The organism is Limnohabitans sp. (genome assembly GCF_031539105.1).
Lineage (GTDB): Bacteria > Pseudomonadota > Gammaproteobacteria > Burkholderiales > Burkholderiaceae_C > Limnohabitans.
This window is the reverse complement of record NZ_JAVKLM010000044.1, coordinates 1-20,463: the sequence shown is the minus strand read 5'-3', so window position 1 is coordinate 20,463 and position 20,463 is coordinate 1. Positions and strand designations below refer to the sequence as shown.

Annotated in this window: 19 protein-coding genes; 6 read left to right on the top strand and 13 right to left on the bottom strand. The window is 55.9% G+C overall.

What is annotated here, in order from left to right; genetic code table 11:
- Positions 1-17: 17 nt before the first annotated feature.
- From RMR24_RS12570 to RMR24_RS12545, 6 genes are all read right to left on the bottom strand, one after another.
- Positions 18-743: a zinc-ribbon and DUF3426 domain-containing protein gene (locus RMR24_RS12570; RefSeq protein WP_310615426.1), complete on the bottom strand. Its 726-nt coding sequence runs from the start codon at positions 741-743 to the stop codon at positions 18-20.
- Positions 743-1,624, bottom strand: coding sequence for a 50S ribosomal protein L11 methyltransferase (gene prmA / locus RMR24_RS12565; protein ID WP_310615425.1), 882 nt, complete (start codon positions 1,622-1,624; stop codon positions 743-745). The genes RMR24_RS12570 and prmA overlap by 1 nt, the downstream gene beginning before the upstream one ends.
- Entirely contained in the window at positions 1,624-2,973 is a 1,350-nt protein-coding gene (gene accC / locus RMR24_RS12560; protein ID WP_310615424.1) for an acetyl-CoA carboxylase biotin carboxylase subunit, read from the bottom strand. Before accC ends, prmA begins: the two co-directional genes overlap by 1 nt.
- 14 nt (positions 2,974-2,987) lie before the next feature.
- Entirely contained in the window at positions 2,988-3,443 is a 456-nt protein-coding gene (accB, locus tag RMR24_RS12555) for an acetyl-CoA carboxylase biotin carboxyl carrier protein (protein ID WP_310615423.1), read from the bottom strand.
- A gap of 72 nt (positions 3,444-3,515) precedes the next feature.
- The gene (locus RMR24_RS12550) at positions 3,516-4,052 is read right to left on the bottom strand and encodes a TlpA disulfide reductase family protein (RefSeq protein ID WP_310615422.1); all 537 of its coding nucleotides are present in this window, start codon (positions 4,050-4,052) and stop codon (positions 3,516-3,518) included.
- Positions 4,049-4,639, bottom strand: a complete 591-nt coding sequence (locus tag RMR24_RS12545; protein WP_310615421.1) for a hypothetical protein — start codon at positions 4,637-4,639, stop codon at positions 4,049-4,051. The genes RMR24_RS12550 and RMR24_RS12545 overlap by 4 nt, the downstream gene beginning before the upstream one ends.
- A 73-nt stretch (positions 4,640-4,712) precedes the next feature.
- Here RMR24_RS12545 and mpl point away from each other — a divergent pair, with 73 nt between their 5' ends.
- Positions 4,713-6,152: a UDP-N-acetylmuramate:L-alanyl-gamma-D-glutamyl-meso-diaminopimelate ligase gene (gene mpl, locus RMR24_RS12540; RefSeq protein ID WP_310615420.1), complete on the top strand. Its 1,440-nt coding sequence runs from the start codon at positions 4,713-4,715 to the stop codon at positions 6,150-6,152.
- A 287-nt stretch (positions 6,153-6,439) separates the two neighbouring features.
- On the opposite strand, the gene RMR24_RS12535 is transcribed toward mpl, so the two are convergent.
- The 3 genes from RMR24_RS12535 to rodA form a co-directional block, all read right to left on the bottom strand.
- Positions 6,440-7,549, bottom strand: a complete 1,110-nt coding sequence (locus tag RMR24_RS12535; protein WP_310615419.1) for a 3-deoxy-7-phosphoheptulonate synthase — start codon at positions 7,547-7,549, stop codon at positions 6,440-6,442.
- Between the two features lie 248 nt (positions 7,550-7,797).
- A complete protein-coding gene (tldD, locus tag RMR24_RS12530) occupies positions 7,798-9,258 on the bottom strand; it encodes a metalloprotease TldD (protein ID WP_310615418.1) in 1,461 nt (486 codons plus the stop codon).
- A gap of 7 nt (positions 9,259-9,265) precedes the next feature.
- Positions 9,266-10,420, bottom strand: a complete 1,155-nt coding sequence (gene rodA / locus RMR24_RS12525) for a rod shape-determining protein RodA (RefSeq protein ID WP_310615417.1) — start codon at positions 10,418-10,420, stop codon at positions 9,266-9,268.
- A 56-nt stretch (positions 10,421-10,476) separates the two neighbouring features.
- Here rodA and RMR24_RS12520 point away from each other — a divergent pair, with 56 nt between their 5' ends.
- The 5 genes from RMR24_RS12520 to ruvC are packed head-to-tail and all read left to right on the top strand — an operon-like array spanning position 10,477 to position 15,354.
- Complete coding sequence (locus tag RMR24_RS12520; protein WP_310615416.1) at positions 10,477-11,103, top strand: YqiA/YcfP family alpha/beta fold hydrolase; 627 nt, start codon at positions 10,477-10,479, stop codon at positions 11,101-11,103.
- Between the two features lie 36 nt (positions 11,104-11,139).
- Positions 11,140-13,206, top strand: coding sequence for an RNB domain-containing ribonuclease (locus tag RMR24_RS12515; RefSeq protein ID WP_310615415.1), 2,067 nt, complete (start codon positions 11,140-11,142; stop codon positions 13,204-13,206).
- Entirely contained in the window at positions 13,206-14,075 is an 870-nt protein-coding gene (locus RMR24_RS12510) for a TonB family protein (RefSeq protein WP_310615414.1), read from the top strand. The genes RMR24_RS12515 and RMR24_RS12510 overlap by 1 nt, the downstream gene beginning before the upstream one ends.
- Entirely contained in the window at positions 14,072-14,806 is a 735-nt protein-coding gene (gene mtgA / locus RMR24_RS12505; protein ID WP_310615413.1) for a monofunctional biosynthetic peptidoglycan transglycosylase, read from the top strand. The genes RMR24_RS12510 and mtgA overlap by 4 nt, the downstream gene beginning before the upstream one ends.
- Complete coding sequence (ruvC, locus tag RMR24_RS12500) at positions 14,806-15,354, top strand: crossover junction endodeoxyribonuclease RuvC (RefSeq protein ID WP_310615412.1); 549 nt, start codon at positions 14,806-14,808, stop codon at positions 15,352-15,354. Before mtgA ends, ruvC begins: the two co-directional genes overlap by 1 nt.
- A gap of 20 nt (positions 15,355-15,374) precedes the next feature.
- Here ruvC and RMR24_RS12495 read toward each other — a convergent pair whose 3' ends face one another.
- The 4 genes from RMR24_RS12495 to ftsA all read right to left on the bottom strand — a co-directional run bounded on the left by RMR24_RS12495 (position 15,375) and on the right by ftsA (position 20,443).
- Positions 15,375-16,403 carry an ATP-binding protein gene (locus tag RMR24_RS12495; protein ID WP_310615411.1) on the bottom strand — a complete coding sequence of 343 codons (1,029 nt, stop codon included), beginning with the start codon at positions 16,401-16,403 and terminating at the stop codon, positions 15,375-15,377.
- Between the two features lie 417 nt (positions 16,404-16,820).
- Positions 16,821-17,744, bottom strand: coding sequence for a UDP-3-O-acyl-N-acetylglucosamine deacetylase (gene lpxC / locus RMR24_RS12490; RefSeq protein WP_310615410.1), 924 nt, complete (start codon positions 17,742-17,744; stop codon positions 16,821-16,823).
- A gap of 24 nt (positions 17,745-17,768) precedes the next feature.
- Positions 17,769-19,031 (bottom strand): cell division protein FtsZ, encoded by a 1,263-nt coding sequence (ftsZ, locus tag RMR24_RS12485; protein ID WP_310615409.1) that lies wholly within the window; start codon positions 19,029-19,031, stop codon positions 17,769-17,771.
- A 182-nt stretch (positions 19,032-19,213) separates the two neighbouring features.
- Entirely contained in the window at positions 19,214-20,443 is a 1,230-nt protein-coding gene (gene ftsA, locus RMR24_RS12480) for a cell division protein FtsA (RefSeq protein ID WP_310615408.1), read from the bottom strand.
- Between the last annotated feature and the right edge of the window lie 20 nt (positions 20,444-20,463).

Genomic DNA, 20,463 nt, shown 5'->3' with positions numbered 1-20,463 from the left:
CAGGGACTTTCAAAAAATTAAGGATAAAAAACAAAGGCACGAAAACCGGTGACGCGTTGGCTCACCTTCTCGTCCAAATCAAAATTCAAGGTCGAGCGCACGTCGCGCAAAGATTGGACATGGTCTTTACCCGATAGTTCCTCTGCAGTGAACACGCGACGCACCAAGACTTGGTCTTGTAAATCGGTCAGGCTCAGCTCCAAAGCAGGCATGGCCACCGGATGATGCTGCGTGTTTTTCAAACGCAGTTGCACGGTGTAGCCACCTTGTGGGCTTTCGGTGAAGCTGCTGCTTTCAATCAAAACAGCCTCAGGCTCGCGCGGCCAAGTGACTTCACAAGCACACAGTGCCGACAGCAAGGGGCGCAAAGCGGGCTCTTCAGCAGCCAGCCAATTACGTTGCGCCACCACAAACTGCATCAACAAAGCCAACACCAACATACAGGCACCGATCAGCCAGCCCAAAGGTAAAGCTGCATCAGTGTTTTCAGCAGGCACTGTATTTACCGAAGAAGGCTTGACCTCATGGGCAGCCACAGCAGGCGCCATCGCAGCGCGAAACAACGAAGGCGCATCTGCACTTGGCAAGGGTGGTGCAGGAATATCGGGCGGCGTTTCAAAATGCAACGCTGCCTCAAACACATGCGAACAACGACCACACCGCACCCACCCTTTGGCCAGCTCAAGCTGTTGGGGCGACACCTTGAAGGCGGTATCGCATTGGGGGCAGTGGGTGATGTGCATCAGCAGGTGGTGGTCATCAAAATCCAGCCGTCTTCCGTGTCGCTCACTTGCAGTGTGCAATACGGCGCGTAAGCATCTTTGAGTTCTTGGGCCTGTCGCTCAAGAATACCCGCCAACACCAAGTGTCCGCCTGCCGCCACATGGCTGCGCAACAGTGGCGCCAACACTTTGAGCGGCGTAGCCAAGATGTTGGCCAACACAGTTTGGTAGTGGCCCGTGGCTTTGTCGGGCAAGCCCGCGTTCAAGCGCACGTTATTGGCATCGGCATTGAGCACCGTGGCCGTCACAGCTGCATCGTCAATGTCAACGGCATCAATATTGTTGGCGCCGTGCAAAGCCGCACCAATAGCCAAAATACCAGAGCCGCAACCGTAGTCAAGCACACGCTGGTTGGCCACATCGTGCGTGGCAATCCAGCGCAAGCACATGCGGGTGGTGGGGTGGGTGCCGGTGCCAAATGCCAGACCAGGGTCTAGGCGAATGACTTGTTTGGCTTGCTCAGGCGGCTCGTGCCATGTGGGAACAATCCAAAACTCGGGCGTGATTTCCACAGGCGCAAATTGCGACTGCGTCAAACGTACCCAATCTTGGTCGGCCACAGGCTGAATGCCCAACACTTGGCTGTCAGCAAAGAAATCTTGCAGGGCCAACAAACGCGAAGCGTCTTTGGCCGTGGCCTCCTCAGCAAACAAGGCCACGATGCGCGAACGCTTCCAGCCTTCTTTGGGTGGCGGCATGCCAGGCTCGCCAAACAAGGCTTGTTCGGCATCGGTTTGGGCATCGGCATCTTCGACGGACACACTCAAGGCGTCGAGTGCATCCAGTGCCTCGCAAACAGCTTCCACACTGTCTTCGGGGCACATCAGTCGCAACTCAAACATCAGCGCTTGTGAGCGGCGAGCCACTCTTCCAAGTAGTGAATGTTGGTACCACCAGCCATGAACTTGGCGTCTACCATCAACTCGCGGTGAAGCGGGATGTTGGTGTTGATGCCTTCGACCAAGGTTTCGTTCAATGCGGTGCGCATGCGTGCCAAAGCTTCGTCACGGGTGTCGCCGTGCACAATGATCTTGCCGATCATCGAGTCGTAGTTTGGTGGGACGTAGTAGTTGGTATAGATGTGTGAATCCACACGCACGCCGGGGCCACCGGGCGCATGCCACATGGTGATGCGGCCAGGCGAAGGGATGAACTTGAACGGGTCTTCCGCGTTGATACGGCACTCGATCGAGTGACCGCGCACTTGGATGTCGCGCTGCGTGAATGGCAACTTCAAGCCAGCCGCCACCATGATTTGCGTTTTCACGATGTCAACGCCGGTGATGTATTCAGTCACGGGGTGTTCCACCTGCACGCGGGTGTTCATTTCGATGAAATAGAACTCGCCGTTTTCATACAAGAACTCAAACGTGCCCGCGCCGCGGTAGTTGATCTTCTTGCAGGCCGCAGTGCAACGCTCACCGATCTTTTCGATCAACTTGCGGGGAATGCCAGGGGCCGGCGCTTCTTCGATCACTTTTTGGTGACGACGTTGCATCGAGCAGTCGCGCTCACCCAGATACACGGCACTCTTGTGCTTGTCAGCCAAGATTTGAATTTCGATATGCCTTGGGTTTTGGAGGTATTTCTCCATGTACACCGCAGGGTTGCCAAAGGCTGTGCCTGCTTCGGCTTTGGTCATCGCCACAGCATTGATCAAGGCAGCTTCGGTGTGCACCACCCGCATGCCACGACCACCGCCACCGCCAGCAGCTTTGATGATGACGGGGTAGCCCACGCTCTTGGCAATGCGCTTGATAGCAGCTGGGTCATCAGGCAGTTCGCCTTCAGAGCCAGGAACGCAAGGCACGCCCGCTTTGATCATGGCTTGCTTGGCCGACACTTTGTCGCCCATGATGCGGATGGATTCAGCCGTTGGGCCAATGAACTGGAAGCCGCTTTTTTCTACGCGCTCAGCAAAGTCAGCGTTTTCGCTCAAGAAACCGTAGCCAGGGTGAATCGCTTCAGAGTCTGTTACTTCAGCTGCCGCAATGATGGCGGGCATGTTGAGGTAACTCAGCGTGGATGACGCAGGACCGATACAGACGGCCTCGTCGGCCAACTTGACGTACTTGGCGTCACGGTCGGCTTCGGAATAGACCATCACCGCTTTGACACCCAACTCGCGACATGCGCGTTGAATGCGCAAGGCGATTTCGCCACGGTTGGCGATCAGGATTTTTTTAAACATGAACGGCTCGCCCCTTATTCAATGATGAACAGGGGTGCGCCGTATTCCACAGCCTGACCGTTTTCAGCCAAGATTTTGGTGATGGTGCCGGCCTTGTCAGCCTCGATCTCGTTCAAGATCTTCATGGCTTCAATGATGCAGATGGTCTCGCCTTCTTTGACTTGCTGGCCCACTTCGGCAAACGACTTGGCGCCGGGGCTAGAAGAACGGTAGAACGTGCCCACCATCGGTGACTTGACGGTGTGACCCGCAGGTGCGGCTTCGACCACGGGCGCAGCAACAGCGGCTGGGGCAGCGGCCACAGGCGCGGCCACCGCGACAGGTGCAGCAGCCATTTGCGTCACCATCGCCACAGGGGCAGGTGCACTCTTAACGATGCGGACCGTGCCTTCTGCCTCGGTAATTTCGAGTTCAGACACATTGGAGTCGGAGACCAGGTCAATCAACGTCTTGAGTTTTCGCAAATCCATAACTACATCCTATTTGTTGTAAATAAGGTGCTAATTTACACCAATTTGCAAATCAACACCTGCCAAAACTACCTAGATCGCCCATTTTCTGATGTCATCGGGCGTTAATTTACCTACTTTTTCTTGAATCAGATGCCCTTGACCATCCAATACCACGGTGAAGGGCAAACCACCCACCTCATTTCCAAGCTGTTTTGCCAGCTCGGTGCCGTTCAATCCAGCCAGTCCAATCTTGTATGAGACAGGAAACTGGCTCAAAAATTGGCGTACCCGGCTAGGTTGATCAATCGCCAAACCAAGCACTTGCCAGCCTTTTTCTTTGTTTTCACGAAAGAAGGCGTCAATTAAAGGCATTTCCTCAACACAAGGTGTGCACCACGTCGCCCAAAAGTTGATCACCAAAGGCCGCCCCTGGAAACTTGCCATGGCTAAGGGCTCGCCTGTCGGAGTGTCAAATTCAGCCGACCAAAAAGATTGCATCACGTCAGATGCGATATCAACTGCCTCTTGCCCAGCTTGCCGCTTCCATGCCACGGCGACACCTGCGATAGCCGCCAAAGTAGCCACGCCAGCGAACATGGTTGTGCGTCTATTTGCATTGATCGTCATTCAAGTTCCTTCATCAATCTCTGTAAGGCAGCTAAATCACCACGAAAGCTTCTTCCTTGCGCATCTGGCTTCAAGGCGCCACGCAGGTCATCCAAGTCATAAATCATCAGATGAACCAGCACTTTTTGCGATAAACCTGGGCAAGTGCACAGAATGCTGAGCGCATCGACAGCCTCGCCTTGAAAGCCCTGAACGGTGCTGACCTCGTAGCGCACATTGTGGTCAATGAGGCTAATTTCCGCTGATTTGGAGTCATCACAGAATAACTGCAGATAAATATCGGACAAACCCGTGGCGGTGCCGCGCCAAACTGCGCCTCCAAGGTGCGGTCTGAAAACGGCCATGCGCGCCATCCAAACTGCCGCCAGCTCGCGCAAAGCCGTCAGCTCAGCGGGTTGGGTGTCGGCACAAAACAGGTCGATGTATTCGCGTACCGCATCTTCTACTTGGTCGTTGTTGGGCAGTTGTGCGCGGGCGTTCAGGCCCAGCTGCTTCACAGCGCGGCGTTTGGCGGACCCATATTCGAGCCCCTCTTCCACCACCATGCGGGCCGCTGTGGCTGCAATTTCTTCTTGAACCGTATTCATATAGGACGTGATTGTGAGGCCACCCAACACGACTCGCCTGAAGCCCCTCGATACACCCTCCTAAAATAGGTGGATGCACATACATATTTTGGGAATTTGCGGCACGTTCATGGGTGGACTGGCTGCGTTGGCGCGTGAAGCAGGCCACAAGGTGACGGGTTGCGATGCGGGTGTTTACCCACCCATGAGCGACCAGCTACGCAGCCTCGGCATTGAATTGATTGAGGGTTTTAGCGCTGATCAAACCAAGCTCAACCCGGATGTGTACGTAATTGGCAACGTGGTCTCTCGCGCCCGCTTGGGCGACGGCAGCCCGAAGTTCCCATTGATGGAGGCCATTTTGGAAAGCGGCGCCACCTACACCAGCGGTCCCCAATGGCTGGCGGAACACGTGTTGCACCACCCCAGCCAACCTCGTCACGTATTGGCCGTCGCTGGCACACACGGAAAAACCACCACCACCTCGATGCTGGCTTGGATTCTTCAAGCCGCTGGCTTGGAGCCCGGATTCCTAGTCGGTGGCGTGCCCATGAACTTTGGCGTGTCTGCCCGCTTGGGTCGATTGAGCAGCCCCGTCGATGTGGCAGCGCACAAGCGCACACCCTTCGTCATTGAGGCCGACGAGTACGACACCGCCTTCTTCGACAAACGCAGCAAGTTTGTGCATTACCACCCCCGCACAGCGATTCTCAACAACCTCGAGTTCGACCACGCCGACATCTTTGACAACCTCGCCGCCATCGAACGCCAGTTCCACCACTTGGTACGCACCGTGCCCGGCAGCGGTCGCGTGGTGGTCAATGCGGACGAGGACAGCTTGCAGCGCGTAATAGACCAAGGCTGCTGGAGCGGCGTGGCCAAGTTTGGCGTGAGCGCCAACGCAGCGGGCCCAGATGGTTGGTGTGTGAAAGGCGAACCCGACAACTTTGCGGTGCTGCGCCACGGCAAAGAAGTAGGTCGCGTGCAATGGGACATCACCGGCGTGCACAACCAACTCAACGCCTTGGCCGCCATTGCTGCCGCCGAGCACTTGGGCGTGTCGCCCGCGCAAGCAGCCGCGGCATTAACCGAATTTCAAAACGTCCGCCGTCGCATGGAAGTGCGCGGCACTGTGCCTCGCGCCGGCGGTGACATCACGGTGTACGACGACTTCGCCCACCACCCCACCGCCATTCGCACAACCGTCGACGGCCTGCGTCGCAAAGTGGGGCCCAATGCCCGCATCTTGGCGGTGTTTGAGCCACGCAGCAACACAATGAAACTGGGCACGATGAAGTCACAACTGCCTTGGAGTTTGGAAGATGCTGACTTGGCGTTTTGCCATTCTGGAGGGTTGGACTGGGATGCGGTGGATGCTTTGCTGCCAATGGGTGCGCGGGCGTCTGTGGCAGGTTCAGTGGATGAAGTCATTGCACAAGTCGTGGCTGCTGCGCAAGCGGGTGACCATGTGCTTTGTATGAGCAATGGCGGATTTGGCGGGATTCACGCGAAGTTGTTGGCTGCGTTGGCTTAGTCACTTCTTTCGCACGCAGACAGAGCGGCCAGCACCTGACACGGCTTAACGTCCCCGCGGGCCGTGATGGCGCCGCATTAGGCGCTGACCACTCTGCATGCTAAATATTGTCTGCATGAGGTTTTTCGAATCACCAAAACGCCGAGAGCGCGGTGTCTGATTTGGCGCCATCACGGCCCGAAGGGACGTTAAGCCAAGTTAGATACCGCGCTCTCGGCGCATAGGCATTAAAGAAGCTCCACCTTGGGCGAGTCAGAAGACCCAACGCAAGGAAAAGCAAAACGCAATCAAGAACGCTTGCGACGTGCGGTCACAGCCCCGGACAACACATCCAACGAAGCCACAGAGTCGTTCCAATCCAAACACGCGTCCGTGATGCTCTTGCCGTATTCCAGCTGAGACACATCGTCTTTGCCTGGCGTGAACTTCTGAGCACCGCCTTGAATGTGGCTCTCAATCATCACACCAAACACTTGGTGTGAACCACTGCTGATTTGATCGGCAATGTCTTTGGCCACCACCAGTTGACGCTCGTGTTGTTTGCTGCTGTTGGCGTGGCTGCAGTCCACCATCAAGCTGGCTGGCAACTTGGCTTTGGCCAACTCTTCGCATGCCGCGGTCACGCTGGCTGCGTCGTAGTTGGGGGCTTTGCCGCCGCGCAGAATAACGTGGCAGTCTTTGTTGCCCTTGGTTTGCACAATGGCCACTTGGCCATTTTTGTGAATCGACAAAAAGTGATGCGCACCAGCAGCGGCTTGAATCGCGTCGGTGGCGATCTTGATGTTGCCATCGGTACCATTCTTAAAACCGATAGGTGCAGAAATACCAGAGGCTAATTCGCGGTGCACTTGGCTCTCGGTCGTGCGCGCGCCTATCGCGCCCCACGAAATCAGGTCGCCAATGTATTGCGGGCTGATGGCATCCAAAAACTCGCTGCCAGCAGGCAGGCCAAGTCGGTTGATTTCAATCAGCAGCTGACGCGCAATGCGCAGGCCTTCGTCGATGCGAAAGCTCTCGTCCAAGTACGGGTCGTTGATCAAGCCCTTCCAGCCCACGGTGGTGCGGGGCTTTTCGAAGTACACGCGCATCACAATTTCCAAGGTGTCGGCGTATTTTTCGCGCAGCGGTTGCAAGCGGCGCGCGTAGTCAATCGCGGCAGCGGGGTCGTGGATGGAACACGGGCCAATCACCACCAGTAAACGGTCGTCTTTGCCGTGCATGATGTGGTGAATGGTCTTACGGGTCTGCGTGATGAGCGTCTCGACCGGGGTGTCTTGGATCGGGAAGAAGCGAATCAAATGTTCGGGAGGAGGAAGCACGGTGATGTCCTTGATACGTTGATCGTCGGTTTGACTGGTGTTTTCAACGTGGCTTGGATAACTGGTGTTCGTTTTCATGGTCTCGTCCTGAAGTTTGAAAAAAGTGATTGAAGAATTTGGCAAAAAAAAACCGCCGGGGGTCCGGCGGTTGGTTTGGGAGTTCAGAGCGTTTGGGCTACGTTCAGATCTCTCGACCGCCGTGGGGGCGTGAGATAAAAAAGTAAGCAAAATAAAAACGGGCTGAAGTCATGAACTGAAATGTAGCACAGGGAATCTGGCAGTTCGCTGACAAGGCACTGGGGTTTACGCGGTGCTGCCCTCGGCATTTATGCCGTTCCACCCACAGTCAAACCATCGATACGCAAAGTCGGCTGGCCCACACCCACAGGCACGCTCTGGCCTTCTTTGCCGCACGTGCCCACACCTGGGTCGAGCTTCATGTCATTGCCAATCAAGCTCACGCGCGTCAGTGCATCAGGGCCGTTACCGACCAAGGTCGCACCTTTGACGGGGTATTGAATTTTTCCGTTCTCCACCCAATAGGCCAGTGAGGTCGAAAACACAAACTTGCCCGAGGTGATGTCCACTTGGCCACCACCGAAGTTGACGGCGTACAAGCCCTTCTTGAGGCTTGACACAATTTCCTCGGGCGATTTGTCACCACCCAACATATAGGTATTGGTCATGCGCGGCATGGGCACATGGGCATAGCTTTCGCGGCGACCATTGCCCGTGGGCTTCACACCCATCAAGCGGGCGTTCATGTTGTCTTGGATGTAGCCCTTCAGGATGCCATCTTCAATCAGCACATTGCTTTGACTAGGGTTACCTTCATCGTCCACATTGAGTGACCCACGGCGGTCTGGAATCGTGCCGTCGTCCAGCACCGTCACACCTTTGGCAGCCACACGCTGGCCAATGCGGCCACTGAACGCGCTGGAGCCTTTGCGGTTGAAGTCGCCTTCCAAACCGTGGCCAATCGCTTCATGCAACAGAATACCGGGCCAGCCTGAACCCAACACCACGCTCATCTCGCCTGCGGGCGCTGGGCGTGCATCGAGGTTGGTCAGCGCGCATTGCACGGCTTCGTCCACATAGCTTTGCGCCAGTACGTCATCGAAATGGTCCAAGCCAAAGCGACCACCGCCACCCGCTGAGCCGACTTCGCGACGGCCGTTTTGTTCGGCGATCACGGTCACGCTCAGGCGCACGAGGGGGCGCACATCGGCGGCCAAGGTGCCATCAGCGCGCACCACCATCACCACGTCATATTCACTGGCCAATCCAGCCATCACTTGAATCACGCGCGGATCTTTGGCGCGGGCCATTTGCTCCACACGGCCGAGCAGCTCGACTTTTTCAGTGCTGTTCAGCGAAGAGATAGGGTCTAAGCCGCCATACAAAGAACGGCTAGATGCCACTTTGCGCGTGGGTACTTTGACGCGGTTGCCTTTGGCCGCAGCGCCAATCGTACGCACGGTGCGTGCAGCGTCCATCAAAGAAGCTTTGGAAATATCGTCGGAATACGCGAAGGCAGTTTTTTCACCGCTCACGGCACGCACACCCACACCCTGGTCGATGCTGAAAGAGCCAGTTTTGACAATGCCCTCTTCCAAGCTCCAACCCTCAGATCGGGTGTATTGGAAGTACAAATCAGCTTCGTCCACCTTATGCGCTTTGATTTCAGCCAGTGTTTTGGCCAAGTCGGTTTCGTCCAAACCGAAAGGCTCTAACAACAGTTGACGGGCAATGGCCAATCGCTCAAGGGTAGGTTCGCGTGAAATCATGCGCGAATTATGACTGCACCAACTGTTTGGCCTTGGCAACTGACATCAATATCCCTAAGCCAAGCCCCAGCGTCACCATGGCAGTGCCGCCATAGCTGATGAAGGGCAAAGGCACACCGACCACCGGCAACATGCCGCTGACCATGCCCATGTTCACAAAGGCGTAAATGAAGAAGCTCAAGGTCACGCTACCGGCCAACAAGCGGGCAAACAACGTGGGGCCTTCTACGGCAATGGCCAAGCCACGCAGAATCAAAAAGATGAAAGAAGCGATCAGCATCAAGTTGCCAACCAGCCCAAACTCTTCGCCAAAAGCGGCGAACACAAAATCGGTGGTGCGCTCAGGAATGAAGTCCAAATGGGTTTGGGTGCCCTGCATAAAGCCCTTGCCCCAGAAGCCACCCGAGCCAATGGCAATCATGCCTTGGATGATGTGAAAGCCTTTGCCCAGCGGGTCTCGCGAGGGGTCTAGCAAAGTACAAATGCGCTGCTGCTGGTAGTCGTGAAGGATAGGCCAACGGAAACCATCAGCGCACAAAGTCGGCTCAAACCATACGACCAAGCCCACGCCAACAACACCCATGATGATGGGCGGCACGATGAGCCACCAGCTCAAGCCGGCGAAAAAAATAACGGCCATGCCTGCCGACAACACCAAAATAGCCGTGCCCAAATCAGGCTGACGGACGATCAATCCCACAGGAATCAACAGCAACATACCCGCCACAAAAAAGTCCAGTGGTCGCAACTGGCCTTCTCGCTTTTGAAACCACCACGCCAGCATCAGCGGCATGGCAATTTTCATGATCTCGCTGGGCTGAATGACCACACCCACATTGAGCCAGCGACGTGCGCCCTTTTTGGTCAGCCCAAACAAGGCCACAGCCACCAACAAGGCCACACCGACGGTATAAATCGGGACCGCAAACGCCATCAAACGCTGCGGTGGAATCTGGGCCACCACAAACATGATGAACCCGGCAATCATCATGTTGCGGCCGTGGTCGAAAAAACGTGCACCGTTGGCAAAACCCGACGAGTACATGGTCAACATGCCCGCGCAGGCCAATAAGAAAACACCAAAGGCCAAAGGCCCATCAAACCCTTGAAGCAAGGGCATCAATCGCTGAAAGGGGCTGGGTTTGTGAATGACGGTGGGCATGGCTCAGATTATCCCCTGTCACGGGGCAGTCCACATTGGCGCTGCTAGCATTGGGCATGACCCTGTCCAGCCAGCCTTTGCAAGCGAATTCACCCACGACCCATGTGCTGTATTTGCATGGCTTTCGCTCATCCCCTCAATCCACCAAAGCGCGGCAAGTGGCCACTCTGATGACCACGCACTTTGCGCACATCACATGGTGGTGTCCTCAGTTGCCCCCCTCGCCCAAAGCTGCTGCCGCTTTGATTTTCGAAGGCACTGCCCAGTGGCCCAGTCAAAACATGGCCGTGATGGGCTCATCGCTGGGCGGTTTTTACGCCACGTGGCTAGCAGCTCAACGCGGTTGCAAAGCTGTGCTGCTCAACCCCGCCATCGACCCCGCGCGTGACTTGGCCAAATACATTGGCGAACAAACGGCTTGGCACGACCCAGCCGAGCGCTTTTTCTTCGCGCCCGAATTTGTAGACGAACTTCGCGCCTTAGAAGTCGGTCCACTGCCCAGCCCCCAGCTTGCTTGGGCCCTCATTGCCAAAGGCGATGAAGTGCTGGACTGGCGCGAGATGACAGCCCGCTACCCTGGCTCGCCACAAGTGGTCATGGAAGGTGGTGACCACGCCATCAGCAACTTCGAGCAGTACCTGCCCCAAGCGCTGGCATTTCTAGATTTGCAAGCCGCGCTTTAGGCCAGCGCCGCGCCTGGGCATGGGACAATTGCGCCCATGTACGCATTGTTTGAAGAAGCTGGAAAATTCCAGACGGGCCGCATCCTTTCCGAAGCAGATAGCTCGGCCCAAATCGAGCTGGAATCCGGCAAACGGGTCAAGGTCAAGGCCGCCCATTTGTTGCTCAAGTTTGAAAAGCCCTCGCCCGCTGACCTCTTACGCGAGGCTCAGACTTTGAGTGCCACCATCGAGCTCGACCTCGCTTGGGAATTCGCTCCGGAAGACGAGTTTGGTTTTGCTGACCTCGCACGCGAATACTTCAGCGCACAAGCCACCCTCACCGAACAAACTGCGGCGCTGTTTCGCTTGTATGAAGCACCGCACTACTTTCGCCGCGCCGGCAAAGGCCGCTTCAAAAAGGCTTCAGCCGAAGTGATTGCCCAAGCCCTCGCTGGCATCGAAAAGAAAAAACAAATTCAAGCGCAAATCGAAGGCTGGGCGGCTGAACTGGGCCAAGGCACTTGCCCGGCGCCCATTCAGACGCAGCTCTACAAAATCTTGTTCAAGCCCGACAAGAATGCGCCCGAATACAAAGCCGTGGTCGAGGCGGCCCGCGCCACACAAACCGCGCCTCTGGCTTTGCTGCAAAAAGCAGGCGCCATCAACTCGGCCTACCAGTTCCATTGGCAGCGCTTTTTGTTTGACAACTTCCCCAAGGGCACAGGTTTTCCTAATCTGCAAGCTCCAGCAATTGCAGACGAGTTGCCACTGGCGAATGTGCAGGCGTATTCGATTGACGACTCACAAACCACCGAGATTGACGATGCCTTGTCAGTGCAAGGCTTGGGCACAGGCACCGTCACCCTAGGCATTCACATCGCAGCACCTGCGCTGGCTTTGAAGCCGGGCGACGCGATTGACCAGCTGGGCCGCAACCGCTTGTCAACCGTCTACATGCCGGGCTACAAAATCACCATGCTGCCCGACGATGTGGTGCAGCGCTACACCCTGCAAGAAGGGCGCGACTGCCCTGCGGTGTCGCTGTATGTCACGTTTGACGAAGTCACGCTCGCATTGCAAAACACCGAGACGCGCGTAGAGTGCGTGCCGATTGCCGCCAACTTGCGTCACGACCAACTCGATAGCGTCGTGACCGAAGCTTGGTTGAAAGACGACAGCTTCACGCACGCCACAAGTGTCGTCGAGCCCGCCATGCCCCGCGTGCAACTGGCCTTTCTGTTCCGCTTGGCCCAACACCTCAAAACCCAACGTGAAGTGGTGCGTGGCAAACCAGAAAACTTCAACCGCCCCGATTACAACTTTCGCTTGGTTGGCAATGACGGCGCCGAACCGAAAGGCGGCGAGCAGGTGCAAATCAGCATCCGCCAACGCGGTGCGCCCCTGGACCTGATGGTGGCCGAGGCCATGATTTTGGCCAACAGCACCTGGGGCAATTGGATGGCCGAGCTAGGCGTGCCCGGCATTTACCGCAGCCAAGCCAGCTTGCTGCCCGGCGTGAAAGTGCGCATGGGAACCAAGGCTTTGCCGCACGCTGGCATTGGTGTGCCTAGCTATGCTTGGAGCACTTCCCCCCTGCGTCGCTACACCGACTTGGTCAACCAATGGCAAATTATCGCGTGCGCCAAGCATGGCAGCACAGCTGCTTTGGCTGCGCCATTCAAACCCAAAGATGCAGAGTTGTTCTCGATCATCTCTGCGTTTGATGGCGCGTACGGCGCTTACAACGCTTACCAAAACGGCATGGAACGTTTTTGGACACTGCAGTATTTGAAGCAACACCACATCACCGAACTCAGCGCCACGGTGTTCAAAGCCTTCCCGGGCCAACCACCCATGGCGCGTGCAGATGACCTGCCTTTGGTCTTACCCGTCTTTGGCGGGGGCGATTTGCCACGCGGTGCGCGCGTGCAGATTCGTTTGAGCGACGTGGATGACATCAGCCTCGACATCAGCGGCCATTTGCTGCACATCTTGGAGGCAGACGCGCCCTCCAGCGCCGAACAAACCGAAATGACGGACGACGAAGACGACAGCGCAGCAGGGCCGATTGCTTTGGCTATGGATGTGAACGAGGCACCTACCGCGGAAGGCCCAGCTGCGTGATGAACTCGCGTTGGTCATGGAAACATTGGTCAAGGCTGCAAAAAGCCTTGTTCATTTCGTTTGCCATTCACGGCGCTTTGCTCACACTGCGCATCGCTGCCCCAGAGCGCTTTGACCGTTTGTTCAGCGATGCGCCGCTGGACGTGATTTTGGTCAACACCCGTGCCAAAGCGGATGCACCCGACAAAGCGCAAGCTTTGGCGCAAACACAACTGGCCGGTGGCGGTGAACAAAAAAGCGGCCGCGCTGCATCACCTCTGCCCACAGCGGCTACGACCTCGGTGGGTGACATGACCGAGTCCATGCAGCGCCAAGTGGCTGCGATGCGCAAAGAGCAATCGCTGCTGTTGGCCCAAGTGAAAAACTTGCTTGCCCAACTGCCCACACCGCAGCCACAGAAATCAAAAGCAGAGCAAGATGCGATTGAGCAAAAGCGTCGTCAGTTGCTCAAGCTCTTGGCAGAGATTGAAGAACGCATCAACCAAGACAACGCACGTCCGCGCAAGCACTACGTTAGCCCTGCCACCAAACAAGTGGCCTATGCGCTGTATTACGACACGCTTCGCCGCAAGATTGAAGACCGTGGCACGCGCTACTTTCCGGCCAACAATGGCGGGCAAAAGCTCTACGGCGAATTGACCATGATCATCACCGTCAACACGGATGGCCGTGTGCTGGCCACCGAAGTGGTGCAAAGCTCGGGCCAAGCCGACCTCGACCGTCGCGCCCAAGCCATCGCGACAGCGGCAGGCCCATTTGGTGAATTCACCGAAGACATGCGCAAGCAAGCCGATCAACTGGCCGTGGTGTCGCGCTTCATCTTCAGCCGTGACAACACCTTGCAAACCAAAGGTGGCGAAGCCCGATGAACACGACACGCTTTCGCCCATGGCTGCGCTGGTTGCTGCTGGTGCTGCTGGCTTGGATAGGCCTGCAATTTTTCTTCTTAGCCCGCATTGCGGTCATGGCGCGTGTGGCGCCCGAGTCCACTTCTTTTGAGCGCTCCGAAGCTTGGCGCATCGTCAGCACCAAAGACCGGTTACGCTGGCGACAAGATTGGGTGCCTTATGCCCAAATCTCCAACAACCTCAAGCGCGCAGTGATTGCGTCTGAAGACGACATCTTTGCGCAGCATGATGGTGTGCAGTGGGACGCCATCGAAAAAGCCTGGGCCAAAAACGCCAAAGCCGAACTGCAAGCCAGCCGCAAAGCACAAGGTAAAGCAGCGCCCAAAGTGGTGGGTGGCTCCACCATCACGCAGCAACTGGCCAAGAACTTATTTCTGTCAGGCGAGCGCACCTTCATCCGCAAGGGTCAAGAGTTTGTGTTGACGGTGATGCTGGAAGCCCTACTGGGCAAGCAACGCATTTTGGAGATTTACCTCAACCATGTGGAATGGGGTGAAGGTATTTTTGGTGCAGAAGCGGCGGCGCAACATTACTTTCAAAAGCCAGCCTCGCAACTTTCGGCTTGGGAAGCTGGCCGCTTGGCTGTCATGCTGCCGCGCCCCAAGCATTACCAAAAGTTCCCGCAGTCTGAATACCTGTCGGGCCGCACTGAAATTATTTTGATGCGCATGGGCAGCGCACAACTGCCGTAATGCGAATCCTTGGCATTGACCCCGGCCTTCGTACCACCGGCTTTGGCGTGGTGGAAAAACACGGGAGCCAGCTACTTTATGTGGCGAGTGGCACCATCAAAACCAACAAAGAAGTGCAAGGTAATTTGGCCGAGCGATTGAAGGTGCTGTTTGATGGCATTCATGAAGTGGTGGAGCGCTACAAACCCGAAACGTCAGCGGTCGAGATTGTGTTTGTCAACGTCAACCCACAAGCGACGCTTTTGCTGGGCCAAGCACGCGGCGCATGCATCACTGCGCTGGCCACTTGCAACTTGCCCGTGGCCGAGTACACCGCCTTGCAAATGAAGCAAGCTGTGGCTGGTCATGGTTTGGCTAAAAAAGAGCAAGTCCAAGAAATGGTGAAACGCTTGCTGAACCTGCCTGGCCTGCCAGGGCCAGATGCCGCCGATGCATTGGGTATTGCTATCACGCATGCACATGCGGGACATTCGATGGCCAAGCTTGCCGCTGCCACTGAACTGCAAGGCAGCACCCGTGGCTCTTACAAAGCGGGCCGCAGCCGTTAAGTCTGCGCTACGTAGCTTTGCTAACGATTGGCGGCTGGCAAGTTCAATTCCACCAAGGCACCGCCATCCACTGCATTGGTGATCGCTAAGCTGCCGCTGTGCATGTCTGCAATGGTTTTAGAAATTGACAAACCCACCCCTAAACCTTCACGTTTGGTGGTGAAAAATGGCTGTCCAACATGGTCTTTCACAGCATCATCCAAACCTGAACCGCTGTCATGCACATGCAAAACGACGCGTTGATCTTCACGATCTAACGACACCGATATCTTTCTCACATCAGCACCCACCATGGCCTGAATCGCATTGCGATACACATTCAACACAATTTGTGACAGCTGAATCTTGTCGCCACGCACTAAGCATGCGCTGTCGTCAAAATCCCATTCAAACTGCACATTCTGTGCGTGTATGTCGTGCGCCAACAGATGTTGCACATCATGCACCAGCGCTTTCATGTCCACATCTTCGTAGTCACCCTGCGTAGGGCGAACAAAGCTTCGAATGCGATCCACCAACTGCACTGTGCGATTAGCGCTGCGCTCCACGTCTTCAATCGATTCTTTGATCTCGTTCACATTCAGTTGGTTCGCAGCAAGACTGCTCTTGATCGCATGTGTATCCATCAAAATAGCGGTGAGCGGCTGACTCAACTCATGCGCAAACGAGTACGACATAGCTCCTAAGGTGCGCTGGCGTTCTAACTGGGCAATTTGCTCACCCAATCGTGCGCTCTCTTCTTGGCGCACACGCTCTTCAGTAACCAACACTTCTCGCTTGACCGCTCGCTCGACAAACAAACCTACAAACGCAAAACTACCCAGCACAGAGACCATCACACCACTGAACACCAGCAAAAAACTATCGATGCCCTGTGCTGCCGCATCTGGTTCTGTATAGCCAAACACGATGCGAAGAATGCGAATGCACAAAAACAAAGCGCCAGCGCCATAAATCACAGCTAACGTTCGCGCATTTTTAAGTCCGTGCTCCATTGAAATCCGAGCGGACAAATGCGCAATGTAGATAAATGCCAATAAATAAAACATCAAGGCCCAGCCAAATCTGAGATGTGAATTCTCAAGGCCTTGCCTAAAGTATTCAAACACCACAAGCCAAACCACCACAGCTATGGCCATGAATTGGATAGGTGGTCTTTGTCTCAGAGCCAAGATTAGTGCAGTCGCTTGCATGCAAACCGCAAGCCAAGATAAGCCGTTGGCCAAGGTATATGAAATCCAAGTTGGCAAAGCGGGTCTTAACCCTACCAACAACAAACCAATGGCGAACAGCTCACCCCCTGCACACCACCAAATCATTGGTTGTGACTTTTGGTTATGCAACGCGATCCAAATCGCGATGGGCATCAGGAGGTAAATGAAACTTAGGAAGAGATAGACCGTTGGAATATGAATCATGGCCATCTCAATGTCTCCCTCGCCTAGACGGCGATGTCAGTCTTCGGCTTACCAAGCAGGTGCCAGTTGCGCCAAACCAGGGGGCGCTTGGCGCGCATCTTCAAAGGTCACGAGCTCATAAGCGTCGGGTTGGCTGAGCAGTTCGCGCAGTAGCTTGTTGTTCATGGCGTGGCCCGAGCGAAATGCCACATACGAGGCCAACAATGGTTTGCCGATCAAAAACAAATCGCCCATGGCGTCAAGAATTTTGTGCTTCACAAACTCGTCGTCATAGCGCAAGCCATCGCTGTTCAACACCTTGTAGTCATCCATCACGATGGCGTTGTCCAAACCGCCACCTAATGCAAGGCCATTGGCACGCATCATCTCTACATCACGCGTAAAGCCAAAGGTACGGGCGCGCGCAATGTCACGCGTGTAGTCGTTGACATCCATGTCAAACACCACGCTTTGGCCTGTGGAGTCCACCGCAGGATGACGGAAATCAATTTCGAAACTGAGCTTGTAGCCGTGATGCGGCTCAAGACGGGCCCACTTCACATTGGCACCATCGCCTTCACGCACTTCCACCGTTTTCAACACACGAATGAAACGCTTGGGCACGTTCTGCTCGACGATGCCCGCGCTTTGTAGCAAGAACACAAACGACGAAGCCGAGCCATCCAAAATAGGCACTTCTTCTGCCGTGATGTCGATGTAAAGATTGTCAATGCCAAGGCCCGCACAGGCCGACATCAAATGCTCGACCGTGAACACCTTCGCACCACCATTGGAAATGGTCGAAGCCAAACGGGTGTCCGTCACTGCCGTAGCGGTGATCGGAATATCGACAGGCTGCGGCAAATCCACCCGACGAAACACGATGCCCGTGTCGGGTTGAGCCGGGCGCAGTGTCAGCTCCACGCGTTGACCGCTGTGGAGACCAACACCTACGGCCTTGGTGAGGGATTGAAGGGTTCTTTGTTTAAGCACGGTGTGATTTTAATGAATCCCCTCTCAATCCGCTTGCTTGCGCAAGAAGGCTGGAATTTCGTAGTCGTCCATGCCGCCAGACGACAGGGCATCGACCTTGGCAGCTGCCGAGGTACGGTTGCCACGCCACACGGCGGGAGAGTTCATCGAGTCGTAGTTGGGTTGCGCAGCAGCAGAACCCAGCCCCAAACCACTGGCCAAACCAGCCAAGCCGCCCGTAGCAGCAGCCAAGACGCCCGCAGGTGATGCATTAGGTGCTTGTGTCGTTGGGAAGCTCATGCCGTCTGTACCTGTGCGCAACACTTGCAACTGAGGTGCAGCGCGGCGGCTGCCAGCCAAACCTGTGGCCACCACGGTGACACGAATTTGGTCGCCCAAGTTTTCGTCATAAGCGGTACCGTAAATCACGTGTGCGTCGGGTGACGCAAACTTGCGGATGGTGTTCATGGCTTCACGAGACTCAGACAACTTCAAGCCGCCCTTGGCTGCGGTGATCAACACCAACACGCCCTTGGCGCCCGACATGTCCACACCTTCGAGCAATGGGCAAGCCACGGCTTGCTCAGCGGCGATGCGTGCGCGGTCTGGGCCGCTGGCAGCGGCTGTGCCCATCATGGCTTTGCCTGTTTCGCTCATCACGGTGCGCACGTCTTCAAAGTCGACGTTCACCAAGGCTTCGACGTTGATGATCTCGGCAATGCCGCCGACTGAGTTTTTCAACACGTCGTTGGCAAAGGCAAAGGCTTCGTCTTGGCTGGCATCTTCGCCCAACACATCCATCAGCTTTTCGTTGAGCACCACGATGAGCGAGTCGACGTTGGCTTCGAGTTCGGCCAAACCGGCTTCGGCGTTGCCCATGCGACGGCTGCCTTCGAATTCGAATGGCTTGGTCACCACACCGACAGTCAAGATGCCCATCTCGCGTGCCACACGTGCCACCACAGGTGCAGCACCTGTACCCGTGCCGCCGCCCATACCGGCAGTGACGAATAACATGTTGGTGCCTTCCAGCGCCAAACGGATGTCATCAATCGCGGCTTCCGCTGCTTCACGGCCGCGCTCTGGCTTGCTGCCAGCGCCCAGGCCACTCGAGCCCAGTTGAATGACTTTGTGTGCATTGCTCACGCGCAAAGCTTGTGCGTCGGTGTTCGCAGTGACGAACTCGACGCCTTGAACGCCAGAGCTGATCATGTGCTCAACCGCGTTGCCGCCGCCGCCGCCCACGCCAATGACTTTAATTTGTGTGCCTGAGTTGAATGCTTCAACTTCGATCATTTCGATGGTCATGTTGTTTCTCCTAATCTGAAAATTTGCAGTTGCCTAAGTCGTTTGTTTTTTTGCTTGTGATTCATCGCGCTCCTTCTATGAGGGTGGCGCGTTGGCTGCACAGAATCGACATCGTCGATGCCTGTGCGGTCGTTGCGGCGGGCTGCCCCGCGCGAGATACAGCAAGGTGTGAGGAATCATGTTTAAAAGTTCCCCACAAACCAGTCTTTGAGACGATCCATCAACGAATTGACCGACCCACTCTTTTGTGAAACTTTGAAACCGCGTTGGCGGTCCACGCCGGCTTCCGCCAGCAAGCCCATCACAGTGGCAGCGCGTGGCTGCGACACCATGTCAGCCAAAGCGCTGTTGTACTGCGGTACACCGCGACGCACAGGCTTCAAGAAAATGTCTTCGCCCAACTCAACCATGCCAGGCATCACCGCGCTGCCACCCGTGAGCACAATGCCCGATGACAACACTTCTTCGTAGCCAGAGTCACGAATGACTTGCTGCACCAGCGAGAAGATTTCTTCCACGCGTGGCTCAATCACACCGGCCAAAGCTTGGCGGCTCAACATGCGCGGTGTGCGGTCACCCAGGCCCGGCACTTCCACTTGCACATCTGGATCGGCCAACAGCTGTTTGGCGTAGCCTGATTCAATCTTGATTTCTTCCGCGTCTTTGGTGGGCGTGCGCAAAGCCATCGCAATGTCGCTGGTGATCAAATCACCTGCAATGGGAATGACGGCTGTGTGACGAATCGCGCCGTTGGTGAAGATCGCCACGTCGGTGGTGCCTGCACCAATGTCCACCAAGGCCACGCCAAGTTCGCGCTCGTCATCGGTCAGCACCGACATGCTGGAGGCCAAAGGGTTGAGCATCAAGCGGTCCACATCCAAACCACAGCGTCGCACGCACTTGATGATGTTTTCTGCCGCGCTTTGTGCACCTGTGACGATGTGCACCTTGGCTTCTAAGCGGATGCCACTCATGCCAATGGGCTCGCGCACATCTTGGCCGTCAATCACAAACTCTTGCGGCTGCACCAGCAGCAAACGCTGGTCGGTGGAGATGTTGATGGCCTTGGCAGTTTCCACCACGCGGGCCACATCGGCTGCGGTGACTTCTTTGTCTTTGACCGCCACCATGCCGGTGGAGTTGATGCCACGGATGTGGCTGCCGGTGATGCCGGTGTAAACGCGCGTGATCTTGCAGTCGGCCATCAGCTCGGCTTCTTTCAAAGCTTGCTGAATGCTCTGTACGGTGGCGTCAATGTTGACCACCACGCCACGCTTCAAACCATTGCTGTGGGCCACACCGAGGCCTGCGAGCTTGAGCTCACCATCGGGCAACACTTCGGCCACGACCACCATGACCTTGGCTGTGCCAATGTCTAAGCCGACCACCAAATCTTTGTACTCTTTTGCCATAACAGCCTCGTTCTTTCTCT

Excerpts from the sequence above, each read along its gene's own strand:
- RMR24_RS12570 (WP_310615426.1), bottom strand. The coding sequence starts at position 743 with ATGCACATCACCCACTGCCCCCAATGCGATACCGCCTTCAAGGTGTCG.
- prmA (WP_310615425.1), bottom strand. The coding sequence starts at position 1,624 with ATGTTTGAGTTGCGACTGATGTGCCCCGAAGACAGTGTGGAAGCTGTT.
- accC (WP_310615424.1), bottom strand. The coding sequence starts at position 2,973 with ATGTTTAAAAAAATCCTGATCGCCAACCGTGGCGAAATCGCCTTGCGC.
- accB (WP_310615423.1), bottom strand. The coding sequence starts at position 3,443 with ATGGATTTGCGAAAACTCAAGACGTTGATTGACCTGGTCTCCGACTCC.
- RMR24_RS12550 (WP_310615422.1), bottom strand. The coding sequence starts at position 4,052 with ATGACGATCAATGCAAATAGACGCACAACCATGTTCGCTGGCGTGGCT.
- RMR24_RS12545 (WP_310615421.1), bottom strand. The coding sequence starts at position 4,639 with ATGAATACGGTTCAAGAAGAAATTGCAGCCACAGCGGCCCGCATGGTG.
- mpl (WP_310615420.1), top strand. The coding sequence starts at position 4,713 with ATGCACATACATATTTTGGGAATTTGCGGCACGTTCATGGGTGGACTG.
- RMR24_RS12535 (WP_310615419.1), bottom strand. The coding sequence starts at position 7,549 with ATGAAAACGAACACCAGTTATCCAAGCCACGTTGAAAACACCAGTCAA.
- tldD (WP_310615418.1), bottom strand. The coding sequence starts at position 9,258 with ATGATTTCACGCGAACCTACCCTTGAGCGATTGGCCATTGCCCGTCAA.
- rodA (WP_310615417.1), bottom strand. The coding sequence starts at position 10,420 with ATGCCCACCGTCATTCACAAACCCAGCCCCTTTCAGCGATTGATGCCC.
- RMR24_RS12520 (WP_310615416.1), top strand. The coding sequence starts at position 10,477 with ATGACCCTGTCCAGCCAGCCTTTGCAAGCGAATTCACCCACGACCCAT.
- RMR24_RS12515 (WP_310615415.1), top strand. The coding sequence starts at position 11,140 with ATGTACGCATTGTTTGAAGAAGCTGGAAAATTCCAGACGGGCCGCATC.
- RMR24_RS12510 (WP_310615414.1), top strand. The coding sequence starts at position 13,206 with ATGAACTCGCGTTGGTCATGGAAACATTGGTCAAGGCTGCAAAAAGCC.
- mtgA (WP_310615413.1), top strand. The coding sequence starts at position 14,072 with ATGAACACGACACGCTTTCGCCCATGGCTGCGCTGGTTGCTGCTGGTG.
- ruvC (WP_310615412.1), top strand. The coding sequence starts at position 14,806 with ATGCGAATCCTTGGCATTGACCCCGGCCTTCGTACCACCGGCTTTGGC.
- RMR24_RS12495 (WP_310615411.1), bottom strand. The coding sequence starts at position 16,403 with ATGTTTTATTTATTGGCATTTATCTACATTGCGCATTTGTCCGCTCGG.
- ftsZ (WP_310615409.1), bottom strand. The coding sequence starts at position 19,031 with ATGACCATCGAAATGATCGAAGTTGAAGCATTCAACTCAGGCACACAA.
- ftsA (WP_310615408.1), bottom strand. The coding sequence starts at position 20,443 with ATGGCAAAAGAGTACAAAGATTTGGTGGTCGGCTTAGACATTGGCACA.